This window comes from Pseudoalteromonas aliena SW19 (genome assembly GCF_014905615.1).
Taxonomy (GTDB): domain Bacteria; phylum Pseudomonadota; class Gammaproteobacteria; order Enterobacterales; family Alteromonadaceae; genus Pseudoalteromonas; species Pseudoalteromonas aliena.
Window position 1 is genome coordinate 456,199 of sequence record NZ_AQGU01000029.1, and the last position, 25,885, is coordinate 482,083.

Here is a 25,885-nt window from a genome sequence, read left to right on the forward strand (position 1 = left end):
GAATCAAATAGCCTCTATATTTAAGCAAATTGGTATAAATATCTTCATTGATGAGTCAATACGCAGGTATAGGCTCTAAATTAAGTTAATTATTTTGTTGAAACAGCCACTTTCACACAGCTTTTCAGCTTTCATCGGCTTAGCAAAATAATAACCTTGTTGTGCTAAGCATCCCATATTAGTTAAAAATATCATCTGCTCTCGTGTTTCAACACCTTCAGCGATACAAGATAACTCAAGGTTGTTAGCAAGTGAAAATATACTCTTAATGATAGACTCGTCACCTTTATCTATGCCAATACTATTTACAAAGCTTTGATCGATTTTAATCACATTAATAGGAAATTGACTCAAATAAGTTAATGAAGAATAGCCTGTCCCAAAGTCATCAAGGAGCAACTTGAATCCAAGCGCTTGTAATTTTTGAAGCTGTTTTGCAGCCTTAACTTTATCATCCAACAATGTGTTTTCGGTGATCTCGAGACGCAGCTGCATCGGACTTACCTGATTGTCGTTTAGGATTGAGAGTAAACGCTTTGCTATGTTTTCTTTAAGAATATGCTTTGGCGATAAATTTAAAGAAATATAAAATAACGGATTACTGGATAGTATGGGCGCTAATTCAGATAAGGCCCGTTTTAAAGCTTGCTCAGTGAGCATTTCTATTAAGCCGGTTTCTTCTGCAATAGGGATAAACTGAGCCGGTGATATGAGTTGTCCATCGTTTTCCCAGCGCATAAGCAGTTCGACACCGTTAATTACTTTTGCTTCAATATCGACAATTGGTTGATAATGGTTAAAAAACAAGTTGTCTTTGGCCGCGTCTTTTAAATTATTTTCAAGAATTAACTTTTGTTTTATTTTTTCATTCATTTTTTCGTTGAAAAACTTGAACCCGTTTCTGCCATTTTGTTTTGCATGCATCATTGCAACATCAGCATTCCTAATTAATATATCGGTTGTTTCAGCATCGAAAGGATATAATGCAACACCTATGCTGGCAGATATATTAATAGAAAAGTCTTCAATAATAACTTTGTTTGCAAGCTCCGCGCTGATTTCTTTTACTGTGTGATTTAATGATTTTACTGAGCTGGTATTTTCGATCAAAACTAAAAATTCATCCCCACTTTGGCGGCCCAATGTAGAGTATTCGTCTAATATCGCGCTTACACGTTCAGTAATGTTACACAGTAGTTTATCACCCACAGCATGGCCAAAAGAATCGTTCACAGGTTTGAATTTATCTAAATCAATAAATAAAATAGCGCATTGAGTAACGCTCTGTTGCGCTTTTTCTATAGCTATTTCTATTTTTTGATACATTAAACTGCGATTAGGTAAGCGAGTTAAAGGATCGTAGTTTGCTAAATAGCGTAACTCGTTTTCTGCTCGTTTTTGTTCCGTCAGATCTGAAATAACAACCACATAATAGCTAACGTTATTATCCTCTTTGGCAACGGCTGTGACACTAAGATGGATAGGGTGGTTTTTATTTTTTTTCGTTTTAATGTAAGTATCTGTATGCCAGTTTTGTTTTGGTTTCAACGATTTTAGCTTGGCTGCAAATTTTTTACATTTTGCTTTGCCCATCGCTTTAATTAATAACTTAGTGCTTAATTTTGCCTTAGCTGAGTTGCTTGAAAACGCGTCTAAAAGACTATTGTTAGCAGAAAATGGCATTAACTGAGTATCGAGAATAAGTAACCAGTCATTTATTTGGCTAAATGCTTCACCAAGAACATTAGCTTGCTGCTCATTGGCACGTTGCTCGGTAATATTTGTATATATACCAGATACATACAAAGGTTCGTTTGATAGAGGGTTATATATAATTTGGCCAATGTCTTGGTACCACAGCCAATGGCCATTTTTATGATGTAATCTATAAGTCGCTTGCCAATTTTGCAGTGGTTCATTTTTTTGAATGAACATATTCCATAGGCTTTCGACTCTTCTACGATCATCAGGATGTATAAGGGCAATAAAGTACGCTAACTCAATACGTTCGGGTAAACTAGCGTAGCCTAATTCATTACCTCGCAATGTGTTTACTGTTTTGCTTTTTAAATCGTAATCCCAAACACCACTTTTATTATTTCTCAGTGCTAATTCGGTCTGTTTTTGAGAATGAATAGTTGCGCGATGTGCATTTTCAATTGTAATTTTACGATGACGGTATTGCCAAAAAAGTAAAAACAAAATACTGATAATACTTAAAGTATAAATAGTGTATGCAAGTGGTGACTGCCAAGGTGCATAAGCGATATTAAACAGTAGCGTGCTACTCTCGCTTGTTTTAGAGCTATTTATATTATGTGAAGACACGGTTAAAATGTAGTCGCCAGGGGGAAGTGTAGTAAAGAAGATTTTATTCGATTTCAAATTATCGTAATTGAGCGAGGTAGGGCCCGTTAATGATACTTTGTAATATGTTTTATTGGCATTGTGAAAGTCAAAATTTGAAAAGCTTATTCCAAGGCCAATGTCGTCATGGTTTAGTGCTAATGGAGTTGATGCATATTGCATTGGGTGGTAATTCACTTGCCTTGATAGCAATGTAATATCAGTTATTAACGTTTTAAAAACGGGGGCTTGTTGCGATTGTTTGATAAAGTCAGCGGCATCAAATGAGATTGCCCCATAACTACTGCCAAAAATTAAATTACCATTATTTAATTTATTTGCGCCAATAACACTAAATTGATTAACCGAAAGGCCATCCTTAACGGTGTAAACAGTTAAAGCTTGAGTTTGCGTATCAAGGCGATAGAGCCCATTTTGACTGCTTATCCATAAGAAGCCATACTCATCGAGTTGCAAAGAATACATAGATTCAGTTTTTAAGCCATCACTCATATCAAAATGATATTTTCTCTCATAACTCGTCGAATCCAAGCCAATGAGGCCTTCTTGGCTGGTAGCAAGCCATAATGTTTTGTTATTAATGAGCCAATCATCAATGGTGTAGAGCGTATTGCCTTTTCTATTTTGGGCTGCGTAAATTATTGTAAGTGTTTGGTTTTTTTCATTATAACGAAATAGGTGCGTATATGTGCTGATCAGTAATTCATCAGGGTGGGTATCTAAAGGGCGAAGAAACGTATATGCATCGAATGGGTCAATTTGCTCTTTTAGTCCTTTAATTATCCGTACATTTTTTGTTTTTCCGTTATAGATAAAAAAGTTTTCGTTACTGAAGTATGCAAATGTATCGTTTGCAATTTCAGAAAAGCCGTAAAAATCAATCGGGTTATTTGGTTCTAAATCTATCGTTTGTTTTGAAACTATTTTCTTTGCTTTTTTATCAAATAAAATGAGGTCGTAGTAGCGAACTAGCCATAAATATTGTGATTCAGGCTCTAAATGAGCTGGGATAATATCAAATACTGAAAATTTTCCATAAACGGCTTTATTATCGTCTGATTCTAAATAGTTTTCAGATTTTTTCATATCAGCAGATGCATGAGTGATGCCGTTATCTGTGCCAAACCAAGTTGAATCGTCTTTATCTTGATAAATTGTATTAATAACGTTGTTAGCGGGTAATTTTATTTTGTTAAACCGTCTTGTTTGAATAGCCCATGTAAAAACACCTTGCGTACGCGATGCAAGCCAAAACATACCCGTTGCATCAACCATTAAATCATTAATTGTATTTTCAGTGATATTAAACTTACTGTCGCTAAAATTTAAAATAAATTCAGTGTTACCTGTGTCTCGGTGATACTGGAATAGCCCTTGCTCGGTGGCTATAAACTCTCCGTAGGGTGTTTTTTTATAATCCCAAATATTATATTCAGGAATGATTGTGGATATTTTAGAAGTGTTTAAAAGGGTATTATCATCCAGTGCTACAGCATAAAGCCCCTCTACTGTGCCCACGAGTAGACCTAATTGAGAGTCGATACTTAAAAACTTAACATCATTATTATCGAGTGTATTTTGCGTACGATCGTGTAACTCAAGTTTAGTTAGTTGCTTATTTGCTAAGTTTTGAAAATATAATCCTTTGTTTGCACCGATGAACAAGTCATTTTTGTACACACTCAATGCGCGAATATGATTAGTTTCATCGTCAATGGTAGCCTCTAAAGTGAGTATTTTACTATTTATACTAAACGAGAAAACTTGATTACGTATCGCAAAATAAAAGACATCTTGGATTTGCTCTACAGCTAAAATGGGCGGAATATAATTTGATTTTTCAGAGGTCACTCCGGAGTAAATTTTTACTGTGCTTAAATTAATAGGATCGATTAAATAAGCACCAGAGCTCTCTGTTGATACAATAATTTTGTCATCATGTGTTTTAAATAAACTAGCTATATTGTAACGCTCTAACCCAACGCCCCCATCAAAGATATTAACTTGATGGCCGTCAAATCGATTTAAGCCCTGCGTAGTTGCAATCCATATAAAACCTAAATTGTCTTGTAATGACTTTGTAACATAGCTTTGCGATAAGCCTTCATCGGTAGAAATGCGTTGTAACTGTTGAGCATAGTTTTGCGATGCGAAAACGTTTCCAAAGCAAATTAAAGCAATTGTACTGAGGATGAAAAGCCATTTATTCAAACGCACTAATAAATTCTCTCACTAACATAGATTAGAGTTATAGGTAGGTACTAAATATAGCATGTATTTTTTATTTTGAATTACAAAAACAGATGCTAAGTTAAAACAGTATTCTTTTTGCTGCTAAACTAACTTATATAAGACAATAACTTAAAATTTTATGAGGTCACTATGAGTACAATTTTGAATGTAGATGTAACCCAAAGCTTATTCTTGGTCATTGATCTGCAGGCTCGATTAGCGCCTGTCATTGAAAATTTTTCGGGCGTTTTAAATTGTGCATTACAGTTATCACACGCAAGCCAGGTTCATAATGTGCCAACCCTAATAACTGAGCAGTATAAAAAGGGATTAGGGGAGACGCATCAACAAATAAAAAATGCATTACCAAAGGCCGAATACACTAATAAAACGTTTTTTAGTGCGTGTGAAGAGCCTCATTTTTTAGAAACATTACAAAGCTACGCACGTTCAGAGATTATAGTTATTGGCACTGAAGCACATGTATGTGTGTTACAAACATGCTTGGATTTATTGCAAAATGGTTTTAACGTTATTATCGCTGCGGATGCTGTCGGTTCTCGAAATAAAGAGCACGTTCGCATAGCCCTTGATCAGTTACGACAAGCCGGAGCTATTATTTCGTGTGCGGAAACAATTATATTTCAATGGACTAAAAATTCAGCAACCCCTACATTTAAAGAAATATTGCCTATAGTTAAATAAATATCGGGGAGTTATGTCCTTATTTTTGTTTTATTACGTACGAAATGGCCAAGCATTCTGAGTTACAAAATAAACAATACACATCTAAAGGTTTTTTATGTCCAATGTTAGTCGATTATTTACAATTATTTTTAGTTTGCTATTCATCGAATCCATAGGGATAGGTTTGTATTTTGGGACATTATTACAAGCATTTATTATTGGTTTGCCACTATGTTTGCTGCCTATTTGGCTTTTAAATACTCAAGCTGATAGCAAAGTAACACCGCACATAGTGGCCGCAGCGATTATGATGTTTTCCTTTTTGCACATACAACAAGCGTACGGTTTAATCGAAATACATTTTGAGATATTTATTTTAATGCCAATGTTAATTGTTTTTGTACAATGGCGGGTATTTATCACTGCTATCGTATTTGTGGCGGTTCATCATTTATCTTTTTATTATTTACAGACTCAAAACACAGGTGTTTATGTATTTGATCCTGATAGGCTTGCTTTTTCTACCGTGCTTATACACGCTTGTTATGCAATAGTCGAAGTGCTTGTTGTCGGCTATATTGCTAAAATTTTGCAGCAAGAACGTCGTGCTGGTGCATCACTGAGTTTTGCAACTGAGCAAATTATGTTAGACCCTGAACATATAAAATTATCACTAAGAGCTGATGATGTAAAAAGTGAAGCTGTTAATGGCTTTAATACATTATTAAATTATTTATCTGATGTAATTAAGCAAGTACAAACCCAGTCAGGATCTTTACAAACTAATTCACAAGAACTTATTCAAGTTCATGATCAATTGGCTGATGCTGCTCAGCAGCGTACACAGCAAACAGATGATATTGCAAATTCCGGTGCTCAAGTTGCTGAGGGCTTCAAGTTAGTTGAACAAGAAAGTGAAGTATTAAAGCTTCAGGTTGATAACATTACACAAGCAGCAAGTGGTGCTTTAGACGATGTTTTACAAACGGACAGTAAAAGCAGAGAATTGTTAAAACTTCTTAATCATACCGAAGAGCAGATCAACCATTTAGTTAGTGCGGGGGATGTTATTTCAGGTTTACTTAATGAAATATCGGGTATTGCAGAGCAAACTAACTTATTAGCTTTAAACGCAGCAATAGAAGCGGCCAGAGCGGGCGAGCACGGTAGGGGCTTTGCGGTCGTTGCTGATGAGGTACGTTCTCTTGCTAATAATAGTAAGGCAACGACAGATAAAATTAGTCTTACACTTAAAAATTTAGTGAGTAATAGTAAAACATCAACGCAGTCTATGGGCCAATGCGTAGATTTCGTTGTTGATCTTACTCAAATAAGCACTGGGATGAAAGAAAACATATCAGCGATGAGCGAGCAGATCAAAGCTGTATCTAGTAGTGCAAATTCAGTCGCGCAAGTGGTCGCAGAGCAGGCGGGTAATACTGAGCAAATAGCTCAAAATACCAATAAGATGCTTGAAAACCAATATGTAGACTCAAGTATAGTGAAACAGTTGACGGCTAAAGTTCAACTTATTGATGTCAGTATTGAAGTTTTAGAGCAAAGTATTGCAAAGTTCAAATAGAACTAACTATTTAATTATTACAGTGATTGTAACCTGGTTATTTTTTGTTATAGCAGGGTTCATTTACTTTCAGGTAGGGCAACTGAAAGCATTTGATAGCACGAAAATGCTGATAAAAAATAGCTGGTTTCATAATTTTAAACAGCAGTTAATATGGAAAAATAAAGAAGTTGCATCCTTAATATTGGTTACAGAGCAAAGTTGTGGATGTTTTAAGCAAGCTAAGTCGCACATTTCGTCGCTAACGACTTTAGCCAAAACTAAAGGGCTGGATGTAGTTCAACTGCAACTTACACAAGAGCTTAAGGCTGTTGTACCAGCAACTCCCGCTGCGATTATTATCGACAAAAACGGTGACTTTGTTTATGTTGGACCGCTTTCTGAAGGATTAGCATGCGCGCAAGGTAGTGGGTTTGTTGAAGCTGTGATAAACAACTTAGTTGCAGGATATAACTCAAAACTTTTAATTACCGATACAAAGGGCTGTTACTGCGTTAATAAAGTATAGAGTGATTATGCATATTTATATGATCTAATAAACTTTATTAGATCATATAAGACAAAATCCCACGCATTAAAATAAACCCTTTTACAGTTTAAAGTGCTATCAAACCATATATACCCAACAGTACAAACACACTTGCTGCAATAACACGTACTTTGCTTAGTGGGATTTTTTTAAGCAAGGTGTTGCCAGCATAAATTACAGGGACATTCGCTATTAACATACCAGCCGTCGTCCCCAGTGTTACCCAAAAAACAGATTGATATTGAGCACCTAACAAAATTGTTGCTATTTGTGTTTTGTCACCAATTTCAGCAATAAAAAATAAGACGAAAGTGACTAAAAACGCACCAAAATGATCGTATTTTTGAGTTACCTCTTCATCTTTATCTGGAATAAGCAGCCAAAAGCCTACAACAATAAAGCTGATATTGACAATCAATGGCATGTAGTGAGTTGTAAAGTTACCGCTGAGCCAATCGCCTAACCACGCAGACAAAGCATGGTTAATAATTGTTGCAGCTAAAATGCCTATAATAAGTGCAATTTTATTATGAAAACGAGCGGCGAGAAGTAATGATAAAAACTGTGTTTTATCGCCTATTTCAGCAAGGGTAACAGTGACGGTTGAGGTAAGAAAAACTTCCATTAAAACTACTTTCAGGCGGGATTGTTAAACAAAGGCAAACAACCATCTCCCGCCTCGAGGATAGTGTTCACCTAAGTCTCGCCGATAATGATTGCTACAACATTACAAACTTACCATGCACGTGAGGTGCAATTATGTTGATAAGTTTACTCGTTTATCAATTTATTAAAACACTAGTGCATTAACCAGTTATTTGTTTAGTGAAATTGACATTTTTGAGCGGGCTACTCCCTTAAGAGGCGTGCATTATTCCATAAATGTTTTATTCGGTAAATACTAGAATATGCAGTTTGTCTTTTGCAATTTTATGATTTTAAAATTACGAATAAACGCGGTGACACTATTTATGGTTATGTGTTTATGTCATTAAAGATTAATTTTTTTGTCATTAATTTCAAAAAGATTAATAGATATGATGGTTTTTCTAACAATTAGGTTAGTCAATAATATAGGATCACAGAGATGAAAAATTTATTACTAAACGTAGTATTAAGTCTTGTTTTAACAATATCATTTTCAAGCCAAGCTAAAGTATTTACTTGTAGTGGCATTATTACAGACGTATTTTCAACGTTTAATACTTTTGAAGTTCGCTATGAACGAGCTTCTGGATTTGAGCTCGAGCCTGTAATTGTATACCCAGAGCAGACTTATCTATTAGCACCGATATTAATGGCAATAGCTGAAGGAAAGAATGGCAGTGAATACACCTTAATAATAGAGAACAGAGACGGCAATGATAGCCGTTGTCATGATGGTGAAAGTGAGAATGCATTAATTGGTTTATCAAAAATAAACTAATAATGAGACGTGGTAGCCTTTTAGTCATTAGTAGTATTGTTGCGATTGAGTGACTTAATAGACTATATCCTGCCCCGCTGAAAATTCAATTTCAGAGTCAAGCTAGAAAATTATTATGTTGAATATAATTTATCCTCAGCTTAATGAAGTGTATATTTTAGAGGGGTGGGTGTACGGCATGGGAGTTAGGATGATACCTATCCTAATTTCTAATAAATTATCAATTAAAACAATATTATAAGTACAAATCATAAATCACGTAACAAACCCAGTTACATCGACCTTACGCCGACAAACGAAAATGAATGCCTTTACTTCACATTGCGACAATCGTATTGCCTAATTCATATAACATAGAAAAGCTCCAAAATACGATTCATTAAGAATGGGTAAGCCCTTTTAACCTAAATAAAAGCCACTTAAACACCTGTAATACCTTCCAAAAAGCCAATTAAAACAACATTAAACTCCCACTTTATATTCTGCATAAAATACAGTAATCGATTGAATCAAAATAGGAACTCAGCTATGGTTAAACCATCAATAAAAATAAATTAAAAACGAGTTATTCTACAGGCTCGTAATACAATAATGTCACTACCGGTAGGTCCTGAGTATGCTTAACCCTTTTATTTCTGAAACTTACGAACCGCCTAAGAGTTTTGACAGTGAATCTTTTCATTTCAGAGTTCTTGATGACGAAGTTGCAAAATTAGATTTTGAAGCCGTAATGTCTAGCCAAAAGAGACTACAAGGAATTTTTGGCTTAAGTTCTGAATGGCCTAAAAGTGATATGACACTTGAAGAAAATATCGCTAGCCTAAAAGCTCATAAACAAGAATTTGAATCACGGCAGGCATTTGCTTATTCAGTATTTAATAAGTCAAAAAACAAGTGCCTTGGCTCTGTTTACATCGACCCGAGCGATTCTCCGAATTATCAATGTGTAGTCTATTTATGGGTTCGAGATGATAGTATCGACCTAGATAATGAGCTTTATAAAACAGTTCATAAATGGCTTTCTAAAGAATGGGGCTTTTTTAAAGTAGCATTTCCTGGGCGGTGTATTTTATGAAAAAGATTGGGACTAAGAATTAAGCGTTTTATAACAAGAGAATAAGATTTTTAAAGCCTTAATTAGTTTTTAACCATTCAAATATTGACCTGGGCTAAGTAAAAACCGAGCAACAAAGAGTTAATCGTCCCTAGAAAGAACCCAAAGGGCAGCGCATGTTTGGCATTTATGCTGCGTTATCGCCTATTTATGGGGAATAACCACACTACATAGGCTCTGCCTTGTCCAAATACCAAACAGTCTGCTGCAAAATTAATCACGAAAGGTCAACACGCCCTAGTCTCACCTATATTTAAGGTTTCGCTCCAATCAATAAATCTCAATCTTTGTACCACCAATAGCCACACATTGCTTGAAATTTATCTACTGTTAAGTTGCCACTAAATTTCAGCTTAATTAGTATTATCTAATAAACCTGAACTCTGAATAATAAATCTATCTCGAGCAGCTATTTTCAGCGCTAACTGCATTGAACTTACTTGCAATAGGCCCGCTATTGACGCGTAAATTCGCCTTGTTTTCACTGAAAATCTCTGGCTAGATAAAATAAATATCATTATTATTCAATGTGTTAGCGAATCTCTTAACCAGAGTTCAGGTTAATAAGTTAAAAAAGAGACTTATTAGCCAATAAAATAATTGATAACTATTTTCGTTTAGATTAGTATGTACGTACTAAATGTAATTGAGAGTGGTTTGTATTCATGTATATTTGTCTATGTCACGGTGTGACTGATAAAAAAATTGAGCAAACAATTGACGATGGTGCAACAACCATGCGTGAATTAACTAAAGAGCTTAAAGTGGGCAGCCAATGCGGTAAGTGTTGTGGCTGTACTAAAAAGATCCTTAATCGCAGGCTGATTCAGATTGCTGATGTAACGGATCAAGTTGCTTAATTGCATATAAAATTTAGATATAAAAAAAGCAGCTTATAGCTGCTTTTTTTATGCTTGTTACTATTTACAGTTGAGACTGTAAGTAGTTTTTAATACCCGTATTTTTAATAAGTAATTGTTGGGTTTCTAACCAATCAATTTGCTCTTCTTGCTCATTTAAAATGTGATCAAGGGCTTCACGAGTAATATAATCTTTTTTGCTTTCAGCTAGTTTCACTGCACTTTGTAACTCGCCGATTGTATCGAGTTCAAAACTCATATTAGCTGCAATCATTTCTTCGCTGTTTTCACCAATACGTAATCGGCCTAAATCTTGAAGATTTGGTAAACCTTCTAAAAATAAAATACGCTCGATTAAACGATCGGCGTTTTTCATTTTTTGAATAGATACTTTGTAATCTGCTTTATCTAGTTGTGTAAAGCCAAAATCTTTAAACATGCGTGCATGTAAAAAGTATTGGTTAATACCAACAAGCTCATTAGCGAGTACTTTGTTAAGCGCCGCAATAACGTCTTTATCGCCTTTCATAATATGCTCCTACTAAGCCATTTGTGCTTGATGATAATTTTCAGAGCCAATCTTATCAATTAAGCCAAGTTGTTGTTCTAACCAGTAAACATGATCTTCTTCTGTATCAAATAACAGTTTTTCTAAAATGCTACGAGATTGGTAATCTTGTTGTTCTTCACATATTGCGATTACATCTTTAACACACGCGACTACTTCAAGCTCAAGTGTTAAATCGTTTTGCATCATGCTTTTTACATCGCTACCGATAAGTAAATCACGGCGCTTAGTCATATTTGGTACACCTTCTAGAAACAAGATACGCTTAATAAGCCAATCTGCGTGATCTTTTTCTTCTTCCATTTCGTGGTTAAGGCGCTCGTATAGCTTGTTTAAACCCCAGTCGTCATACATGCGCGAGTGTATAAAATACTGATCGATTGCCGCTAACTCGTTAGCTAACAATGTATTAAACGCATCGATTACTTTTTGATTACCTTTCATGATAAATCGCCTTAACTATTTCAATTGTAGGCAGTGTAGTATAAATCGAATGAATTGCAAGTTTTCTCTATAAAAATCATTGCTTTACTATTGGTTTTGATTCTTATTTAAGTTTGCGTTACTGCTTGGTTTATGGACAGTTTTTTATTTGTATTAGCATCTAATGCAAGATTATGATTGCTAGGGCGTATTGAACTTTGGTGGTTGAATTTGCAGCAGTGTGTTTGGTTTTTAGGCAAGGCAGTGCCTATGTAGTGTGGTTTTTCCCCATAAATAGGCGATAACGCAGCATAAAGACCAAACATGCGCTGCCCAAAAGGTTCTTTCTAGGGACGATTAACTTTTTGTTGCTCGGTTTTTACTTAGCCCACTAGGTTACAAACCTCGCGCCGCAATTTAATCGCCCCTAGATTGAACAAATCTCAATCCACAAAGATCAACACGCCCTAGGTAAAAAGTGAGACGTTTATCTATGTGGGATTTGTTAAGCAACCTGAACTCTGGATAATAAATCTATCTCGAACAGCTATTTTCAGCGTTAACTGGGTTGAATTTATTTGCAACAGGCTCGCTATTGACGCGTAAAGTCGCCTTGTTTTCACTGAAAATCTCTGCCTAGAGAAAATCAATTTAAATATCTCCATGATTCAATACGTCAGTAAATCTCTTAACCAGAGCTCAGGTTAAGTATATAGGCATGCAGGGCATGCCTATAATGTGTGTTTATTCATTAAAATTGGTATGTAGCGCCCAACGTTGCAGTTGTGCCTAACCCTTTAATATTGTACCCACCGTAGGTGTATGCTTGTGCTCGAGCAGGGTAGTAATCGCTATTGAACAGGTTTTCTATCCCAAAATAACCACTCCATTGGGCGTTAACATTGTATTGCCCACTTAAGTTAAATGTGTTGTAGCTACTAACAGGGCCTTGATCGCCAGAGTATTGGCCTTGTGCATTTTTATCAAAGCGCTTTCTGTCGCCTACATATAAAAAGCTCATCGCAAGTGATAGTTTGTCATTCGTTTGCCATGTTAAATTAGCCGTCGCTTTAGGTGGACTAATTTGTCTTGCGCCTAAATATTCATCAGCTTTGCTGTTTTTGCCTTCAACGTAGCTGTAAGTGGCGCTCAATTTAAGATCTTCAGTAATCGTGTAGTTAACTAAACTTTCGTAACCCCATATTTCTTGAGGTGCGCGTACGGGTTCGTAAACCCCTGTTACTTCGTTGAACGCATTACTCGTACCAAGCTCTGAGGTACTTCTGTAAAGGGAAAATTCAAAGCGCACATCTTCAAACTGTGAGGTAAAACCAACTTCATAATTATCGATTATGGAGGCTTGTGTTTGAATAAGTGCAATATCGTTAACGGTCGCGGCGCGAAGTAAACGACCTATATCTGAAATGTCAGATCCCTGCGAGTAACTAAAAAATGGGCTAAACGCGTCAGTTAGATTGTATTTTATACCTGCGTTATACGTTGTAGCCTCGTAATTAATAGTATCACCACGTACGTTTAACGGCACCGAACACTGCGACGCGGTTCTGCATAGCTTTAATGTTTGATAATCACTTACGCTCAAATCAATGCTTTCGTTTCTTACGCCTGCTTTTATAATAATGTCGTCGTTTATTACCCATTTTGTTTGTAAAAAACCGGCAACACTTTCCATGTCCATCTCTGGGACCCAAACACGACCATCAACCAAAGGTTGCGACGTTTTATCGTTTAACGCGTCAATACCATAGATCAGCGTAGCTGCTACGTTTTCAAAATCAAACTGGCTATTAAAAGTAGCTCTTGCCCCTTGTTTGTCTGATTTAATGACAGACTGACCACCGCTATAACCTTCATCAAGATTGGCTAACGCGGTTGAGAAAAAGAATACGTTTTCTATATTTTGTTTATAGAGATCGAGAGTCATTTGTGTGTTATCAAATAACGCATAATCAACATACTTTAGCGTTATATTTTCATTACCTTCTGGTCCTTGCGGTTTACCTTGTTTTTGCAGTGCTAAAGGGACGTGTATAGCGTATGTTTTTTCCCCTATATTGCCATCGCCGGTCACATCGCCTAAATCTGTTTTTTGTTGTGAACTATAAAAGTTGTAGCTAAATTGCAACTGTTTTTCGTCATCAAAATCATAGGTTAGCTTGGTAAAATAGTTTTGCGTTTCGGAGTCAGATAAACCATATTGTAAACCTAAAATATCGCCCTTTGCATCGCGTTGTACGCCGTTTTCTTCATAGCTTGCACTTAACAGATAGCTGAGTTTGTCGAACTTTCCGTTTACGGCCGCCGATAGTCTACCGCCGCCACTTTCTGCTAATTTAACAGCGCTAAAGCGACTTGAAATACTTATTTCACCTTCCGGTTTACCATCACTACGCGCTTGTTTCGTTATGTAATTAATAATGCCACCTGAGGCCCCATTACCATAAATAGACGTTGCACCCTTTATTACTTCAATGCGCGCTATAGCACTTGCATCAAGCGTTTTTACGCCTAAAGAGCCATTACGAAGAGGGGTTGATTGCGGCACGCCATCAATCATTATTAAAGGCGCACGACCGCGTAGTGTTTGTCCTGAATTGCTTGAGCTGCCGGTATCGGGAGCAAGGCCTGGCACCATTTGCGCTAGTAAACTTCCTAGTTCTGAACTTACTTTTAAATGCTGTTGTATTTGTTGTTGATTAATAACCGTAATTGAAGCGGGTACTTCGTCAATACTTTCAGCTATACGGCTACCAGACACAATGACGTGCTCTAACTGATCACCAGTGTATTCATTTTTATTACTTTCATCAGCGAACGTGTTAGCACTTATTGCAACAGCAAGAAGGCAAAGTGAAGTTTTTAACATTGAGGGATCTTAGTTGATAATAACTCCCGTAATGGTAATTATTATCAACTAATGGCGCAAGTGTTAATAAGATTTATTTCCATTTATGACGCTTTAACCAAAAATAGACACCACTTACAATAAAAAATGCGAGTGAAAGGGCGATTAATAACCACATAAATTGCACTATTGGGCCTGCAAAATCACCAATATGAAATTTATATTTAAAGTTCCATACTTGTGTTGTGAAGTTGGTTTTACTTGCGTCAAATGAGTTTAAGACTTTGCCAGTAAATGGGTTGCTCCAAACCCAACTGTAAGCGTGGCTTTCGCCAGGGTTTTGCATTCTCAGCGCTATTGCATCGTCGGTTTTTTTAGGCAAGTAAATTCTATATATTTTACCGTCTGGAAATACGTTCTCTGCATTTTTAATTGCTTCGTTATAGTTTAAAGCCGCTTTTAAAGGTGCGATTATTTTTGGTGCTTTCGGTCTTTGCTCTACGGTGTTAAAGGTTAAAAATTCTAAGACCGATTGAGTTTGTGTTTTCCAATTAAACGCCATGCCAGTAAAGGCAATAAGTACAAGCGGTATAAAAAAGTAAACGCCAAGCACGGTGTGTAATTGATACATGAGCACTCTAAATTTGGCTTTTGGTTTTATTGCTAACCGTTTAATTCTGTTTTTTGGTTTAACCCATAGGTAAAAGCCGAGTAAGGCGTTGACTAAAAGTAGCAAAGCACACACCGACATCCAATTTCTAAAGGTTTTTTCACCCTGACTGTTTTCATATAACAACCAGCGATGTAAGCCTTGAGCAAACCCGTAGATGGTATCTGTTGATCCATAGACGTTTAGTACACTTCCTGAGTAGGGATCAACACTGGCGTAGTATTTATTGGTCAGCCTAAATTGCCATGCTGAGTTTGGCGCTTGCTCAGGCATAAAAAAGGTGATTTTTTGCTTAGTTTGAGCTTGTACATTTTCTATAAGCTCACCGTAAGGCATTAAGTTTTTTTGGGGTGTTACTTGCCATTTTGCAGGCTCTATTAAGTGCTGTATGTCTTTTGCGTAAATCATAACCGCACCGGTTAAGCTCACTATGAATAAAAATAGTCCGCTAATAAGGGCAAGGCTTAAGTGAATTCTACGTAACCAAAGTTTCAAAAAAGTATCTCATTATGAGTTAATGGCAATATTGTAAATGATAATACGAGCTGTTTTTAATTAATAGTCATGTATTTGGTTTTGCTTATTAACCTGAACTCTGGTTAAGAGATTTACTAACGTATTGAATCATGATGGTATTTAAATTTATTTTCTCTAGCCAGAGATTTTCAGTGAAAACAAGGCGAATTTACGCGTCAATAGCTGGCCTATTGCAAGTAAATTCAACGCAGTTAGCGTTGAAAATAGCTGCTCGAGATAGATTTATTATCCAGAGTTCAGGTTTATTATTAATACCATTATGTGAGGCTTTTATTTACGATCGATTGGATTTCTATTATGCAATTTTCGATATTAAAATTGTCGTGCAAAAAGCTTTTTACTACGTGTAAATCAACTAGGTGTTGAGTGCTAATAACGAGCTCGCAGTAACTTTCTTTATCATCTAATTGCCAAAGCTTAATACTGATTACCGATTCGATATTAAATTTACTGCAAATAGTATTTGATATTGTGTGTGTATCAATGTTGTTAGGCGCTGCTTGCATTAAAATTTTGCAGCTTTGTTTTAATAGTAAAACGCCATGATAAATTACATAGATAGAAATAAGGACAGTGGCAATTAAATCAACAATATACCATTGATATAAAATAATTAAGGTGCCCGCAATAATGACCACAATAGATGCCATTGCATCTGAGATATTATGAATAAAGGCTGCTTTTATATTAATGCTGTTATTTGCACCAGCACGGTAGGTTAAAAATGCGGTAGCTAAATCAACAACTAATGCGATGGCGGCAACCCATACAACAATCCAGCCATTAATTAGTTGAGGATTTAAGTAACTCGAAACAGACTCAACTATTAAATACCCACCAATTAAAATTAACGTGCTGCTATTAAATAACGTAGCGAGTATTTCAGCACGTTTATAACCAAAATGATGAGTGCCGTCAGCAGGCTTATTGCCTATTTTACGTGCTACCAAGGCTATGAAAATAGCACCAGCATCACTTAAATTATGAAGGGCGTCGGCTATAAGTGATAAACTGCCGGAAAATATCCCGCCAATGACTTGCGCTATGGTCAGTAATACGTTTATGACAACAGCTACCGTAAGCTGTTTATTACTTTGATTTTCGTCTACATGACTATGTGAATGATTGTGTCCCATAAATCCCTCTAAACTATATTTAAAAAGTAGCACTCATAAATTTTAAGTGTAAAACAAGTAAGCGATTATTATTAAAACACGATCAAAGCATGTTTTATAAAACTATTAATGACACTAATTGCTTATGTTTCAAAGCTTTTAAAGCCCAATGCTTGCGTCTCTTCTTATTTAATGCATTATGAAAGTATATTCTCATAGTCCGATTCAGTTTTTAAAATAAAGCAGTATGCCCTAAGGTGAAAAATAATGAACCAGCCAATTATTCGTGATGCACAACCGAGTGACTCAAAAACAATTCTACATTTTATAAATGAATTAGCTATTTATGAAAAAGAACCTGAAGCTGTAAAAACAAGTGAGCAAGCGATACTAGATACGCTATTTTGTGATGGCGCAACTGCGCACAGTATAATTTGTTTAGAGGGGGATGAACCAATTGGTTTTGCAGTCTATTTTTATAATTATTCTACGTGGTTAGGTAAAAACGGCCTGTACCTTGAAGATTTATACGTAAGCCCAGATAGCCGTGGCAATGGCGCTGGCAAAGCGATTATGAAACATTTAGCTAATAAGGCCATTAGTAATAATTGTGGTCGTTTTGAATGGGTAGTGCTTGATTGGAACAAACCCGCTATCGATTTCTACAACAGCATAGGCGCAAAGCCTCAAAACGAATGGATTATATATCGCTTAACAGGGCAGGAATTGTTAGATTTCGCCAAATAGTTAATGAAAATCATTTGCATTTACACTGTTGGGTGTGTAAGTTAAATACACACTCAATAATTAAACGTGCAGATGATTATATGATCTCAAGTCAAAAAAAAACTCACCCAGATTTACTCTATCTTGAGCATGCATTAAGTCCTTGGCAGTCGAACATAATGCAAGGAAATTATGCATTTGAACAAGGTGCACTACTCGAAGCCCGCGATAAATACTTATTAGCCAAAACACTTGCAGATCATCTTCTTGAGCAGTTTTTATATGCACAAATTAATAATAATGTCATTCATGCTATTGAGCATTGTATACCCGCACTTGTTGTTGCGTCGCATAATTTAGCTGATACCTATATAGCTATGCAACAGCCTGAAAATGCATGCAAATGGCTATGCGAAGTACACTTAACACTCTCTTCATTAATTAAGCATCCTCATTACGATATACAAAAAGTGAGTAAGCACCATTACATTAAAACTTCCTCTGAACTTGTATCATTTGCACGCAGGTACCCTTCTTTTCCAGAACTGATTGAGCAAGTTAATTTTTGTTTAAGCTCAAACACACCTTCAAACAAACAATTGCACTAAAAAGGACTATTTATGACGTTTACTTTACCTAAACTAGATTATGAATACGATGCACTAGAACCTCATATTGATAGTAAAACGATGCATATTCATCATACTTTGCACCATCAAACGTATATCAATAAAGCCAATGCTGCTTTAGCAGATACTGTATATGAAAACGTAAATGCTGAAAAATTACTTAAGGGAATAAACAGCCTGCCTAGTAATTTGCAAAAAGCAGTACAAGAGCATGTAGGAGGGCATTTTAATCACAGTTTATTTTGGCAAGTAATGAGCCCACAAGCCACAGGTGAACCTGAAGGTAGTGTTGCTCAGGCAATAAATGAACAGTTAGGCAGTTTTGATAAGTTTAAAGACCAATTTACTGCTGCTGCAATTAGCCAATTTGGCAGTGGTTGGGCATGGCTATGTGTGACCCCAGATAAAAAGTTGATTGTAGAAAATAGCGCTAATCAAGATTGCCCTTTAATGCAGGGCAATACCCCTATTTTGGGTCTTGATGTATGGGAACATGCCTATTATTTGAAGTATCAAAATAAACGTCCTGACTATATCGCCGCTTTTTATAATGTAATTAATTGGCAAGAAGTACAAAGGCGTTATTTATTGGCTATTGGTTGAGTGCCGAATATGGCTAGTAATGTAAGTTTTTTTGTATAAGCTAGGCTCTATAAGGTTAATTTATAGGGCCGTTTATGGACACTTCACATTGGCAAAAAGCACGTCAGAGTCGCGATCCTCGTTTTGACGGGCTTTTTTACGTCGCGGTAAAAAGTACCGGTATTTATTGCAGGCCTATTTGCCCTGCACCAACGGCTCACGAAAAAAACGTTGCTTATTATCAGTATGCCCATAACGCGGCGCAAGATGGCTTTAGACCTTGCATTCGTTGCAGGCCCGACAGTGCACCAGGCAGCGCTGCTTGGCAAGGTACAAAAACCACAGCTCTGAGGGCTAAGCAATTAGTTGATCAGCAAGATGAACACGACTGCGAAAAATTAGCAGCTCGTTTAGGTATAAGTAGTCGTTATTTAAGGCAGTTGTTTAAGCAGTATTTTGGTGTGTCGATTACGCAATATCGATTATTTAACCAATGTCATTTTGCTAAAAAGCTGATTCAAGAAACACATTTACCCTTAACCGAAATAGCGTTTGCTGCTGGCTTTAAAAGCATTAGGCGCTTTAATGATGCATTTTTGCAGCAATTAAATATAGCTCCCTCGAAGCTGCGCAGTGGCGATAAAAAACCAACGTCAACACTCACATTAACCTTACCATTTAGGCCGCCCTATAATTGGCCTGCTTTGCAGTCCTTTTTACAAAGGCGCTTGATCAAACCAATGGAGTGGATAACGCAAACGAGCTACGGGCGTACTTTTGCAAGTGAGAAATATAAAGGAAGCTTTACCGCTAAATTTATAGCGAGTAAAAACCACTTTAGTGTATCTATCAATATAGACAATACGGCGTACTTACAACCTGTTATTAATAATATACGTCGTGTGCTTGATTTAGACGCCGACATTAATTTAATTCAAACGCATTTAAGCGCCAATATAAACAATGCGTTTACAGTGTGTGAAGGGCTCAGGCTTCCAGGGATTTGGTCAAGTTTTGAAGCCGGAATAAGAGCGGTACTTGGGCAACAAGTGAGTGTTACTGCGGCGCATAATTTAGTAACAAAGTTAGTTGATGAATTAGGTGAAAAAGAGGGCAATGCTATTTACTTCCCCGCAGCTGAAGTTGTTGTTAATAGTGATTTTGCCTTTTTTAAAATGCCACAAGCGCGCAAAAATGCGCTGCATAATTTAGCGCAGTTCTGTGCGCTAAACCCTCAAAACGACGATTTAGACGAATGGCTTAGTTTAAAGGGAATTGGCCCTTGGACGGTAAATTATGCAAAGCTGCGAGGGCAAAGCCAACCCGATATATTACTTGATGGCGATTTGGGTGTTAAAAAAGCTCAAGCGGCGGCAAATCCTTTTGAGCCTGCTAATTGCGCTCCTTTTCGCTCTTACTTAACCTTTCAACTTTGGCAGCAATTATAATGATAATTCAAACATCAATTTCAAGCCCAATAGACGACATAATTATTCAGGCAACCGATAAAGGTGTCAGTTACGTTGGTTTTTACCCACCAGTTGAACACCCTCATACGCCATTTGAGCGAGTCACTAACAAGGCGGTGCTTATTTGCGCTGCACAGTTAAACGAGTACTTTGTAAAAAAGCGTACTACGTTTGATGTACCACTTGATACAAAGGGGACGGTATTTCAGCAAAGTGTATGGCAAGCACTATTAACAGTTCCTTTTGGGCAGTCGCAAACATACGGCTATATTGCTAACCAACTCAATAACCCGAAAGCAGTAAGGGCGGTAGGCGCTGCGAATGGTAAAAACCCGATTAGTATTATTGTACCGTGCCACCGAATTATTGGCGCAAATGCAAAGTTGACCGGTTATGCGGGAGGTTTGGATAGAAAACGCTGGTTATTGAAACATGAAGGGTTAAATTTGTATTAATTTAATATTAAGGTAGCATAAGCGCACTTTTTATTAGATGGCACCCTAATGGCTCAATTATATTTTTACTATTCTGCAATGAATGCAGGTAAATCAACCACATTACTACAATCTGCTTTTAATTATAAAGAACGCGGTATGGAACCTGTGATCCTCACCGCTGCTATTGATGATAGGCAAGGCGTGGGTAAAGTGTCATCTCGTATTGGCTTACAAGCTGATGCTCATGTATTTGATGCCAGTAAAGATGTTTTTGATCTTATTGAATCGCTTCATAGCGACAAAAAGCGCCACTGTGTGTTGGTCGATGAATGTCAATTTTTATCAAAAGAACAAGTTATGCAATTAACCGATGTGGTTGATGAGTTAGGTATACCTGTGCTGTGCTATGGCTTGCGTAACGATTTTAGAGGCGAGCTATTTGTAGGGTCGCAATACTTGCTTGCGTGGGCTGATAAGTTAGTAGAGCTTAAAACTGTATGCCATTGTGGACGAAAAGCTAACCATGTACTGCGTACAGATGAAAACGGTGAAGCAATAGCCGATGGCAATCAAGTAGAAATTGGCGGCAATGACCGATATGTTTCGGTATGCCGCAAACATTATAAAGCCGCGTTAAATATGGGCCGACAAAGTAGTTAAAAATGTATCAATATCTTCGCGGGTAATATCTAAATGCGTTACTAGCCTAAGCTGCTTACTTGGGCTAAATAATATGCCTTGTTGTTTAAGTGTTTGAGCAATCTCTTTGATGTTTTTACTACTAGCGTACGTTGCATAAACCATGTTAGTGGTGTTGCTCATATCGACAGTAAAACCATTCAGTTCACTTAATTTTTGAGCCAAATATCGTGCATTAGCATGATCGTTACTCAAACGATTAACATTATATTCGAGTGCGTATTGGCCAGCCGCTGCAAGTATGCCGGCTTGGCGCATACCACCGCCAAGTACTTTTCTCCATCGCCTTGCTTTATTAATAAGCGCTTGCGAGCCTAATAATAAAGACCCAACGGGGGCGCCTAAGCCTTTTGATAAACAAATAGAAACTGAATCAAAGTGTTTTGTAATTTCAGTGATATCAACATTTAGCTCAATAGCTGCATTAAATGCACGAGCGCCATCTAAGTGCAGTGCTAAATTATGTGTATTAACAAAGTCGCGTGCTTGGGCTAAGTATTCAAGAGGAAGTACTTTTCCGCCAATAGTATTTTCTAGGCTGAGCAAGCGAGTTTTAGCAAAGTGGCAATCATCTGGTTTTATTGCTGCCGTAATTTTTGTAAAACAAATACTGCCGTCTTTTTCATTTTCGATAGGCTGTGGTTGAACAGACCCTAAAACGGCTGCGCCGCCACCTTCAAACTTATAATTATGTGCATTTTGGCCACAAATGTATTCGTCACCTCGCTCACAATGCGCCATTAATGCAAGCAAGTTAGCTTGTGTGCCGGAGCTGCAAAAAATTGCAGATTCAAAATTAAAACGCTTACATGCATAGGCTTCTAGTTGGTTTACGCTTTCATCATCACCATATACATCGTCACCAACCGGTGCGTTATACATAATATCGCGCATTGCTTTTGTTGGTTTAGTCACTGTGTCAGAACGAAAATCTATCATGATGGCTTTATCCTTTTTATAGCTTAAGCAAGCTCACTACATATTTGTTCACGGGTTTCTTTATCAAAATAGGTCCATGCAATAAAGCGGCTAATTTTTTGACCTTGTGCCATATCAACTATTTTATATTGTGCTATTGGGTGAGCTTTTAATACTTCTTCAAGGGCTGCAATATTATCTTTTTTAGACACCAAAGACGTAAACCAAAGTACCTGCTCTGCAACGCTTTCGCTTTCTTTGATCATATTGGAGATAAATTGAACTTCACCGCCTTCACACCATAATTCATTATTATGACCACCAAAATTTAGCGTGCTACTGGGGGCTTTTCCTAAGTTTTTCCATTTACGCTCACTGCCTTTGGTTGCTTCTTCCTCACTTGCATGAAACGGCGGATTACAGAGTGTTAAATGGTATAAATCTTTTTGGTTAATAACGCCTTTAAAAATATGAGATGCATTTTTTTGTTGTTTTAGAGTTATTTTTAAGCCATTAAACTGGGCAATTTGTTTTGCTATTTTTACTGAGGCTACATCAATATCAGTGCCCGTAAAGTGCCACTTATATTCACTTGTACCAGTAAGCGGATAAACCAAGTTAGCGCCAGTGCCAATATCAAGCACCTTAATTTGCTTACCTAGCGGTATTTGTTGTTGATTATCATCACTTAATAAGTCAGCTAAGTAATGAATATAATCAACACGACCTGGAATGGGTGGGCATAAGTTATGCTCAGGAATATCCCAAAAATCAATATTATAGTGTGCTTTTAAAAGTGCTTGGTTTAGTGTTTTAACGGCTTTGTTATCACTAAAATCAATGCTTTTAGTGCCCGCTGGTGTCGTTATAACAAAAGGCAGTAGAGCAGGAAGTGCTGCTGTTAATAAATCAAAGTCGTAGCCATTTTTATGTAGGTTACGAGGGTGTAATTTTGAGCGTGTTTTATTTTCTTTCATGGCTTAATTTTAACAACAGATATGATGTGGCAATTGTAACAAATGCTGGTGAGTAAAGTGCAGACATTTTCTTTGGTATCGCGGATATTGCTGGTAGGATGAGTTGGTAAAAATAAAAAGGAACAACCGTGGCCATTTCTCAGCAATCAATAGCAATCAATTTTACAGCTCAGCAAACACTACACTTACGTCGTATAGCCGATGATAACCAGCAAGGGCCTGTGGTGTTTTTTATGCATGGGGCTGTAGAAAACGGAAAAATATTTTACACGCACTCTAATAAAGGACTTGCCCCTTTTTTAGCCGAGCACGGTTATCGATGCTATGTGGCTGATTTACGTGGACGAGGTGATAGCAAGCCCGTTATTTCGGGTGAATCTGAATATGGACAAACAGAAGCTATTTTGGAAGATATTCCAGCTTTTATTAATCAAATAGAAGTGATTGAAGGTAAAAAACCCGACTATTGGGTCGCTCACTCTTGGGGGGGGGTGTTGATGAACAGTGTATTCGCACGATTCCCTGATTACATAAATAACGTCAAGGCCTGTGTTTATTTTGGCTCTAAGCGCTCATTGCTTAACAATCATCCTAAAAAGTTACTGCAAGCCAATTTTATTTGGTATTTTATGGCACCTATATTGGCTAAAAAGCATGGCTATTTAAATGCTAAAGGTTATAAGTGGGGCAGTGATAATGAAACTCAAAAGTCGCACTTTCAAAGTATGCAGTGGGCTAAAAAAACACCGTGGATAGACTCTGATGATAACTTTGATTATGCAACCACTATTAGTAATCTGCATTTGCCACCTACGCTACATATTGCTGCAGTAAACGATAAGGCATTAGCGCAGCCAATTGATATTCAAAAGTTCATGGATGAATCAGGGCTGGGGGTTCAAAAAATGCGTATTTATGGCCGTAAACATGGGCATAATTTTGATTACGATCATATTAATATGCTCACGCACCCACGTGCGCGTGATGATCAATTTAAAGATTTACTTAATTGGTTTAATGCGCACCCTACACGTTAACTTCCATCAAGTAATTCAAGTAGGGGCGTTTTATAACGCTCCCATTTTGCAATGGCTAAACGATTAATCGGCTCTCGAATAGCATGCTTGCTAAGAGTGGTAACCGCCGATTTGCGCTTATAAAATGCTAAACAATTTTCTTCAAAGGAGCAATCTAAAAAGTTAAGTAATGCAGTTAGTTGCTGTTTTGGGTTGTTTACTAATGCTTCGTAACTGATGTTGTAAATTGGCATACCTTTAAGCGATTGCCAATGAAGCATTAGTTTTTCGTATAATGCATGATATTGCTTAAACTCTACAAGAGAGCAAAAGTAAGGTTCATTTTCTGCGAAATAATTACTAAGTATAGAAAAAGCAGTCGCATTAAAATCGCGTGTTAAATTTATAAATTTAGCATTTGGAAACAACACATAAATAAGGCCAAGTGATTGATAGTTACTTGGTAACTTATTTATTATAAATGGCTTAATAGGTGTGACGGTTTTTAGTGCATTTATATAAATGTCACGTGCTTTGCTAATTAGCTCAGGTGTTAAGTGTTTTAAGCATTGAGGGTATGAAACTGCCGTCTTTTGCTCTAAAAATGCAACCACATTACCGACACTCGAGCTCTCTCCAATGCTTGAATATTGGCTGTGATTTGCCAGCATTTGCTCCAGCAAAGTAGAGCCACTGCGGGGCATACCAATTATAAATACTGGGGTGATTTGGCTAATTAATTGCTTATCGCCGCTGTTTATAAATGAGCGCGTGTTGTGTTTAACTATTTCATCGTAAAAGGGGCTGAGCTCATCAGTATTAAAGTTACTTAACTTGTGTTGTAACTTATTGGCGAGCACAAAATAGCTAAATGCTTGTTCAGTATCATCAAGCTTGTCATAGCTTTTGCCCAGCGCGTAATAGCACACCATTTTAAGGTGTAAGTTATTAGTTTGGGTTAATAAATGATGCAACTTACTTATATAATTATGATTTTTGTCAAAACGTCCTAATTGGACTAATTCAAATAAAATATAGGCAGTAACAGGGTGAACACCCATACTAAGTGCATGTGCAAAAGTGCTATGCGCTTTATCTAAATTGCCATGAGTTAGATAGTGTTGTGCTAAATAATAATGAGGTTCAGGGTTATTGGTTGCTATGCTTTGTGCATACTCAAGGACGGTTAATGCATCTTTAGGTGAGTTAACTCCATTAAACGCATCAGCTAACGCATTTAATGGCTCAAGCATACGCGGTAGACGTTCACATGCTTTTTGCAGTACATACACCGCTGCATCAAAACGCGCTAACCTTAATGCTATTTTACCTAAGCCGAATAAGGCTTCACCATTGTCAGGATCGCTTTTTAACAGTGCTTTATAGTGAAACTCAGCTTCTTTGAGTTTGCCTTGCTCGAGTAGTTGATTCGCTTTTTTAAGTAGCATAACTGCGC

23 protein-coding genes are annotated in these 25,885 nt (G+C 37.0%); 13 read left to right on the forward strand and 10 right to left on the reverse strand.

Annotation, left to right across the window (positions count from 1 at the left end):
* Positions 1-75: 75 nt before the first annotated feature.
* Positions 76-4,584: an EAL domain-containing protein gene (locus PALI_RS18410; RefSeq protein WP_193156548.1), complete on the reverse strand. Its 4,509-nt coding sequence runs from the start codon at positions 4,582-4,584 to the stop codon at positions 76-78.
* Between the two features lie 165 nt (positions 4,585-4,749).
* Between PALI_RS18410 and PALI_RS18415 the strand changes: the two genes are divergently transcribed.
* The 3 genes from PALI_RS18415 (at position 4,750) to PALI_RS18425 (ending at position 7,376) form a co-directional block, all read left to right on the forward strand.
* On the forward strand, positions 4,750-5,304 hold the full coding sequence (locus PALI_RS18415; RefSeq protein ID WP_193156549.1) for an isochorismatase family protein: 555 nt from the start codon (positions 4,750-4,752) through the stop codon (positions 5,302-5,304).
* 97 nt (positions 5,305-5,401) lie between these two features.
* The gene (locus tag PALI_RS18420; RefSeq protein WP_193156550.1) at positions 5,402-6,868 is read left to right on the forward strand and encodes a methyl-accepting chemotaxis protein; all 1,467 of its coding nucleotides are present in this window, start codon (positions 5,402-5,404) and stop codon (positions 6,866-6,868) included.
* A complete protein-coding gene (locus tag PALI_RS18425) occupies positions 6,852-7,376 on the forward strand; it encodes a DUF6436 domain-containing protein (RefSeq protein WP_193156551.1) in 525 nt (174 codons plus the stop codon). The genes PALI_RS18420 and PALI_RS18425 overlap by 17 nt, the downstream gene beginning before the upstream one ends.
* Before the next feature lie 88 nt (positions 7,377-7,464).
* On the opposite strand, the gene PALI_RS18430 is transcribed toward PALI_RS18425, so the two are convergent.
* Entirely contained in the window at positions 7,465-8,022 is a 558-nt protein-coding gene (locus tag PALI_RS18430) for a TMEM165/GDT1 family protein (protein WP_193156552.1), read from the reverse strand.
* A gap of 462 nt (positions 8,023-8,484) precedes the next feature.
* On the opposite strand from PALI_RS18430, the gene PALI_RS18435 reads away from it, so the two are divergent.
* From PALI_RS18435 to PALI_RS18445, 3 genes are all read left to right on the forward strand, one after another.
* Positions 8,485-8,823: a hypothetical protein gene (locus PALI_RS18435; RefSeq protein ID WP_193156553.1), complete on the forward strand. Its 339-nt coding sequence runs from the start codon at positions 8,485-8,487 to the stop codon at positions 8,821-8,823.
* Positions 8,824-9,439: 616 nt separating this feature from the next.
* A complete protein-coding gene (locus tag PALI_RS18440) occupies positions 9,440-9,898 on the forward strand; it encodes a hypothetical protein (protein ID WP_193156554.1) in 459 nt (152 codons plus the stop codon).
* Positions 9,899-10,602: 704 nt separating this feature from the next.
* On the forward strand, positions 10,603-10,797 hold the full coding sequence (locus PALI_RS18445; RefSeq protein ID WP_002960627.1) for a (2Fe-2S)-binding protein: 195 nt from the start codon (positions 10,603-10,605) through the stop codon (positions 10,795-10,797).
* A gap of 64 nt (positions 10,798-10,861) precedes the next feature.
* Here the strand turns inward: PALI_RS18445 and bfr (PALI_RS18450) are convergent, their stop codons facing one another.
* The 5 genes from bfr (PALI_RS18450) to PALI_RS18470 all read right to left on the reverse strand — a co-directional run bounded on the left by bfr (PALI_RS18450) (position 10,862) and on the right by PALI_RS18470 (position 16,997).
* Positions 10,862-11,326, reverse strand: a complete 465-nt coding sequence (bfr, locus tag PALI_RS18450) for a bacterioferritin (protein WP_024593101.1) — start codon at positions 11,324-11,326, stop codon at positions 10,862-10,864.
* Between the two features lie 12 nt (positions 11,327-11,338).
* Entirely contained in the window at positions 11,339-11,809 is a 471-nt protein-coding gene (gene bfr, locus PALI_RS18455; RefSeq protein ID WP_007375598.1) for a bacterioferritin, read from the reverse strand.
* Between the two features lie 730 nt (positions 11,810-12,539).
* Positions 12,540-14,675, reverse strand: a complete 2,136-nt coding sequence (locus PALI_RS18460; RefSeq protein WP_138584641.1) for a TonB-dependent receptor — start codon at positions 14,673-14,675, stop codon at positions 12,540-12,542.
* Positions 14,676-14,748: 73 nt separating this feature from the next.
* Positions 14,749-15,819, reverse strand: coding sequence for a PepSY-associated TM helix domain-containing protein (locus PALI_RS18465; protein WP_193156555.1), 1,071 nt, complete (start codon positions 15,817-15,819; stop codon positions 14,749-14,751).
* 299 nt (positions 15,820-16,118) lie between these two features.
* Entirely contained in the window at positions 16,119-16,997 is an 879-nt protein-coding gene (locus tag PALI_RS18470) for a cation diffusion facilitator family transporter (protein ID WP_138583965.1), read from the reverse strand.
* Positions 16,998-17,243: 246 nt separating this feature from the next.
* Between PALI_RS18470 and PALI_RS18475 the strand changes: the two genes are divergently transcribed.
* The 6 genes from PALI_RS18475 (at position 17,244) to PALI_RS18500 (ending at position 21,479) form a co-directional block, all read left to right on the forward strand.
* Positions 17,244-17,723 carry a GNAT family N-acetyltransferase gene (locus PALI_RS18475; protein ID WP_138583964.1) on the forward strand — a complete coding sequence of 160 codons (480 nt, stop codon included), beginning with the start codon at positions 17,244-17,246 and terminating at the stop codon, positions 17,721-17,723.
* 80 nt (positions 17,724-17,803) lie between these two features.
* The gene (locus PALI_RS18480) at positions 17,804-18,310 is read left to right on the forward strand and encodes a hypothetical protein (RefSeq protein ID WP_193156556.1); all 507 of its coding nucleotides are present in this window, start codon (positions 17,804-17,806) and stop codon (positions 18,308-18,310) included.
* A gap of 12 nt (positions 18,311-18,322) precedes the next feature.
* A complete protein-coding gene (locus PALI_RS18485) occupies positions 18,323-18,934 on the forward strand; it encodes a superoxide dismutase (RefSeq protein ID WP_077535073.1) in 612 nt (203 codons plus the stop codon).
* A gap of 74 nt (positions 18,935-19,008) precedes the next feature.
* Positions 19,009-20,361: a DNA-3-methyladenine glycosylase 2 family protein gene (locus tag PALI_RS18490; protein WP_138583963.1), complete on the forward strand. Its 1,353-nt coding sequence runs from the start codon at positions 19,009-19,011 to the stop codon at positions 20,359-20,361.
* Complete coding sequence (locus PALI_RS18495) at positions 20,361-20,837, forward strand: methylated-DNA--[protein]-cysteine S-methyltransferase (RefSeq protein ID WP_193156557.1); 477 nt, start codon at positions 20,361-20,363, stop codon at positions 20,835-20,837. The genes PALI_RS18490 and PALI_RS18495 overlap by 1 nt, the downstream gene beginning before the upstream one ends.
* Positions 20,838-20,885: 48 nt before the next feature.
* Entirely contained in the window at positions 20,886-21,479 is a 594-nt protein-coding gene (locus tag PALI_RS18500) for a thymidine kinase (RefSeq protein WP_193156558.1), read from the forward strand.
* Here PALI_RS18500 and ltaE read toward each other — a convergent pair.
* Together ltaE and rlmF are read right to left on the reverse strand one after the other, a co-directional pair.
* On the reverse strand, positions 21,453-22,457 hold the full coding sequence (gene ltaE / locus PALI_RS18505; RefSeq protein ID WP_193156559.1) for a low-specificity L-threonine aldolase: 1,005 nt from the start codon (positions 22,455-22,457) through the stop codon (positions 21,453-21,455). The genes PALI_RS18500 and ltaE overlap by 27 nt on opposite strands.
* A 23-nt stretch (positions 22,458-22,480) precedes the next feature.
* A complete protein-coding gene (rlmF, locus tag PALI_RS18510) occupies positions 22,481-23,413 on the reverse strand; it encodes a 23S rRNA (adenine(1618)-N(6))-methyltransferase RlmF (RefSeq protein WP_138583959.1) in 933 nt (310 codons plus the stop codon).
* Positions 23,414-23,541: 128 nt separating this feature from the next.
* Here rlmF and PALI_RS18515 point away from each other — a divergent pair, with 128 nt between their 5' ends.
* A complete protein-coding gene (locus PALI_RS18515; protein WP_193156560.1) occupies positions 23,542-24,450 on the forward strand; it encodes an alpha/beta fold hydrolase in 909 nt (302 codons plus the stop codon).
* Here PALI_RS18515 and PALI_RS18520 read toward each other — a convergent pair.
* Positions 24,447-25,877: a tetratricopeptide repeat-containing sulfotransferase family protein gene (locus tag PALI_RS18520; protein WP_193156561.1), complete on the reverse strand. Its 1,431-nt coding sequence runs from the start codon at positions 25,875-25,877 to the stop codon at positions 24,447-24,449. The two genes, PALI_RS18515 and PALI_RS18520, sit on opposite strands and share 4 nt — an antisense overlap.
* Between the last annotated feature and the right edge of the window lie 8 nt (positions 25,878-25,885).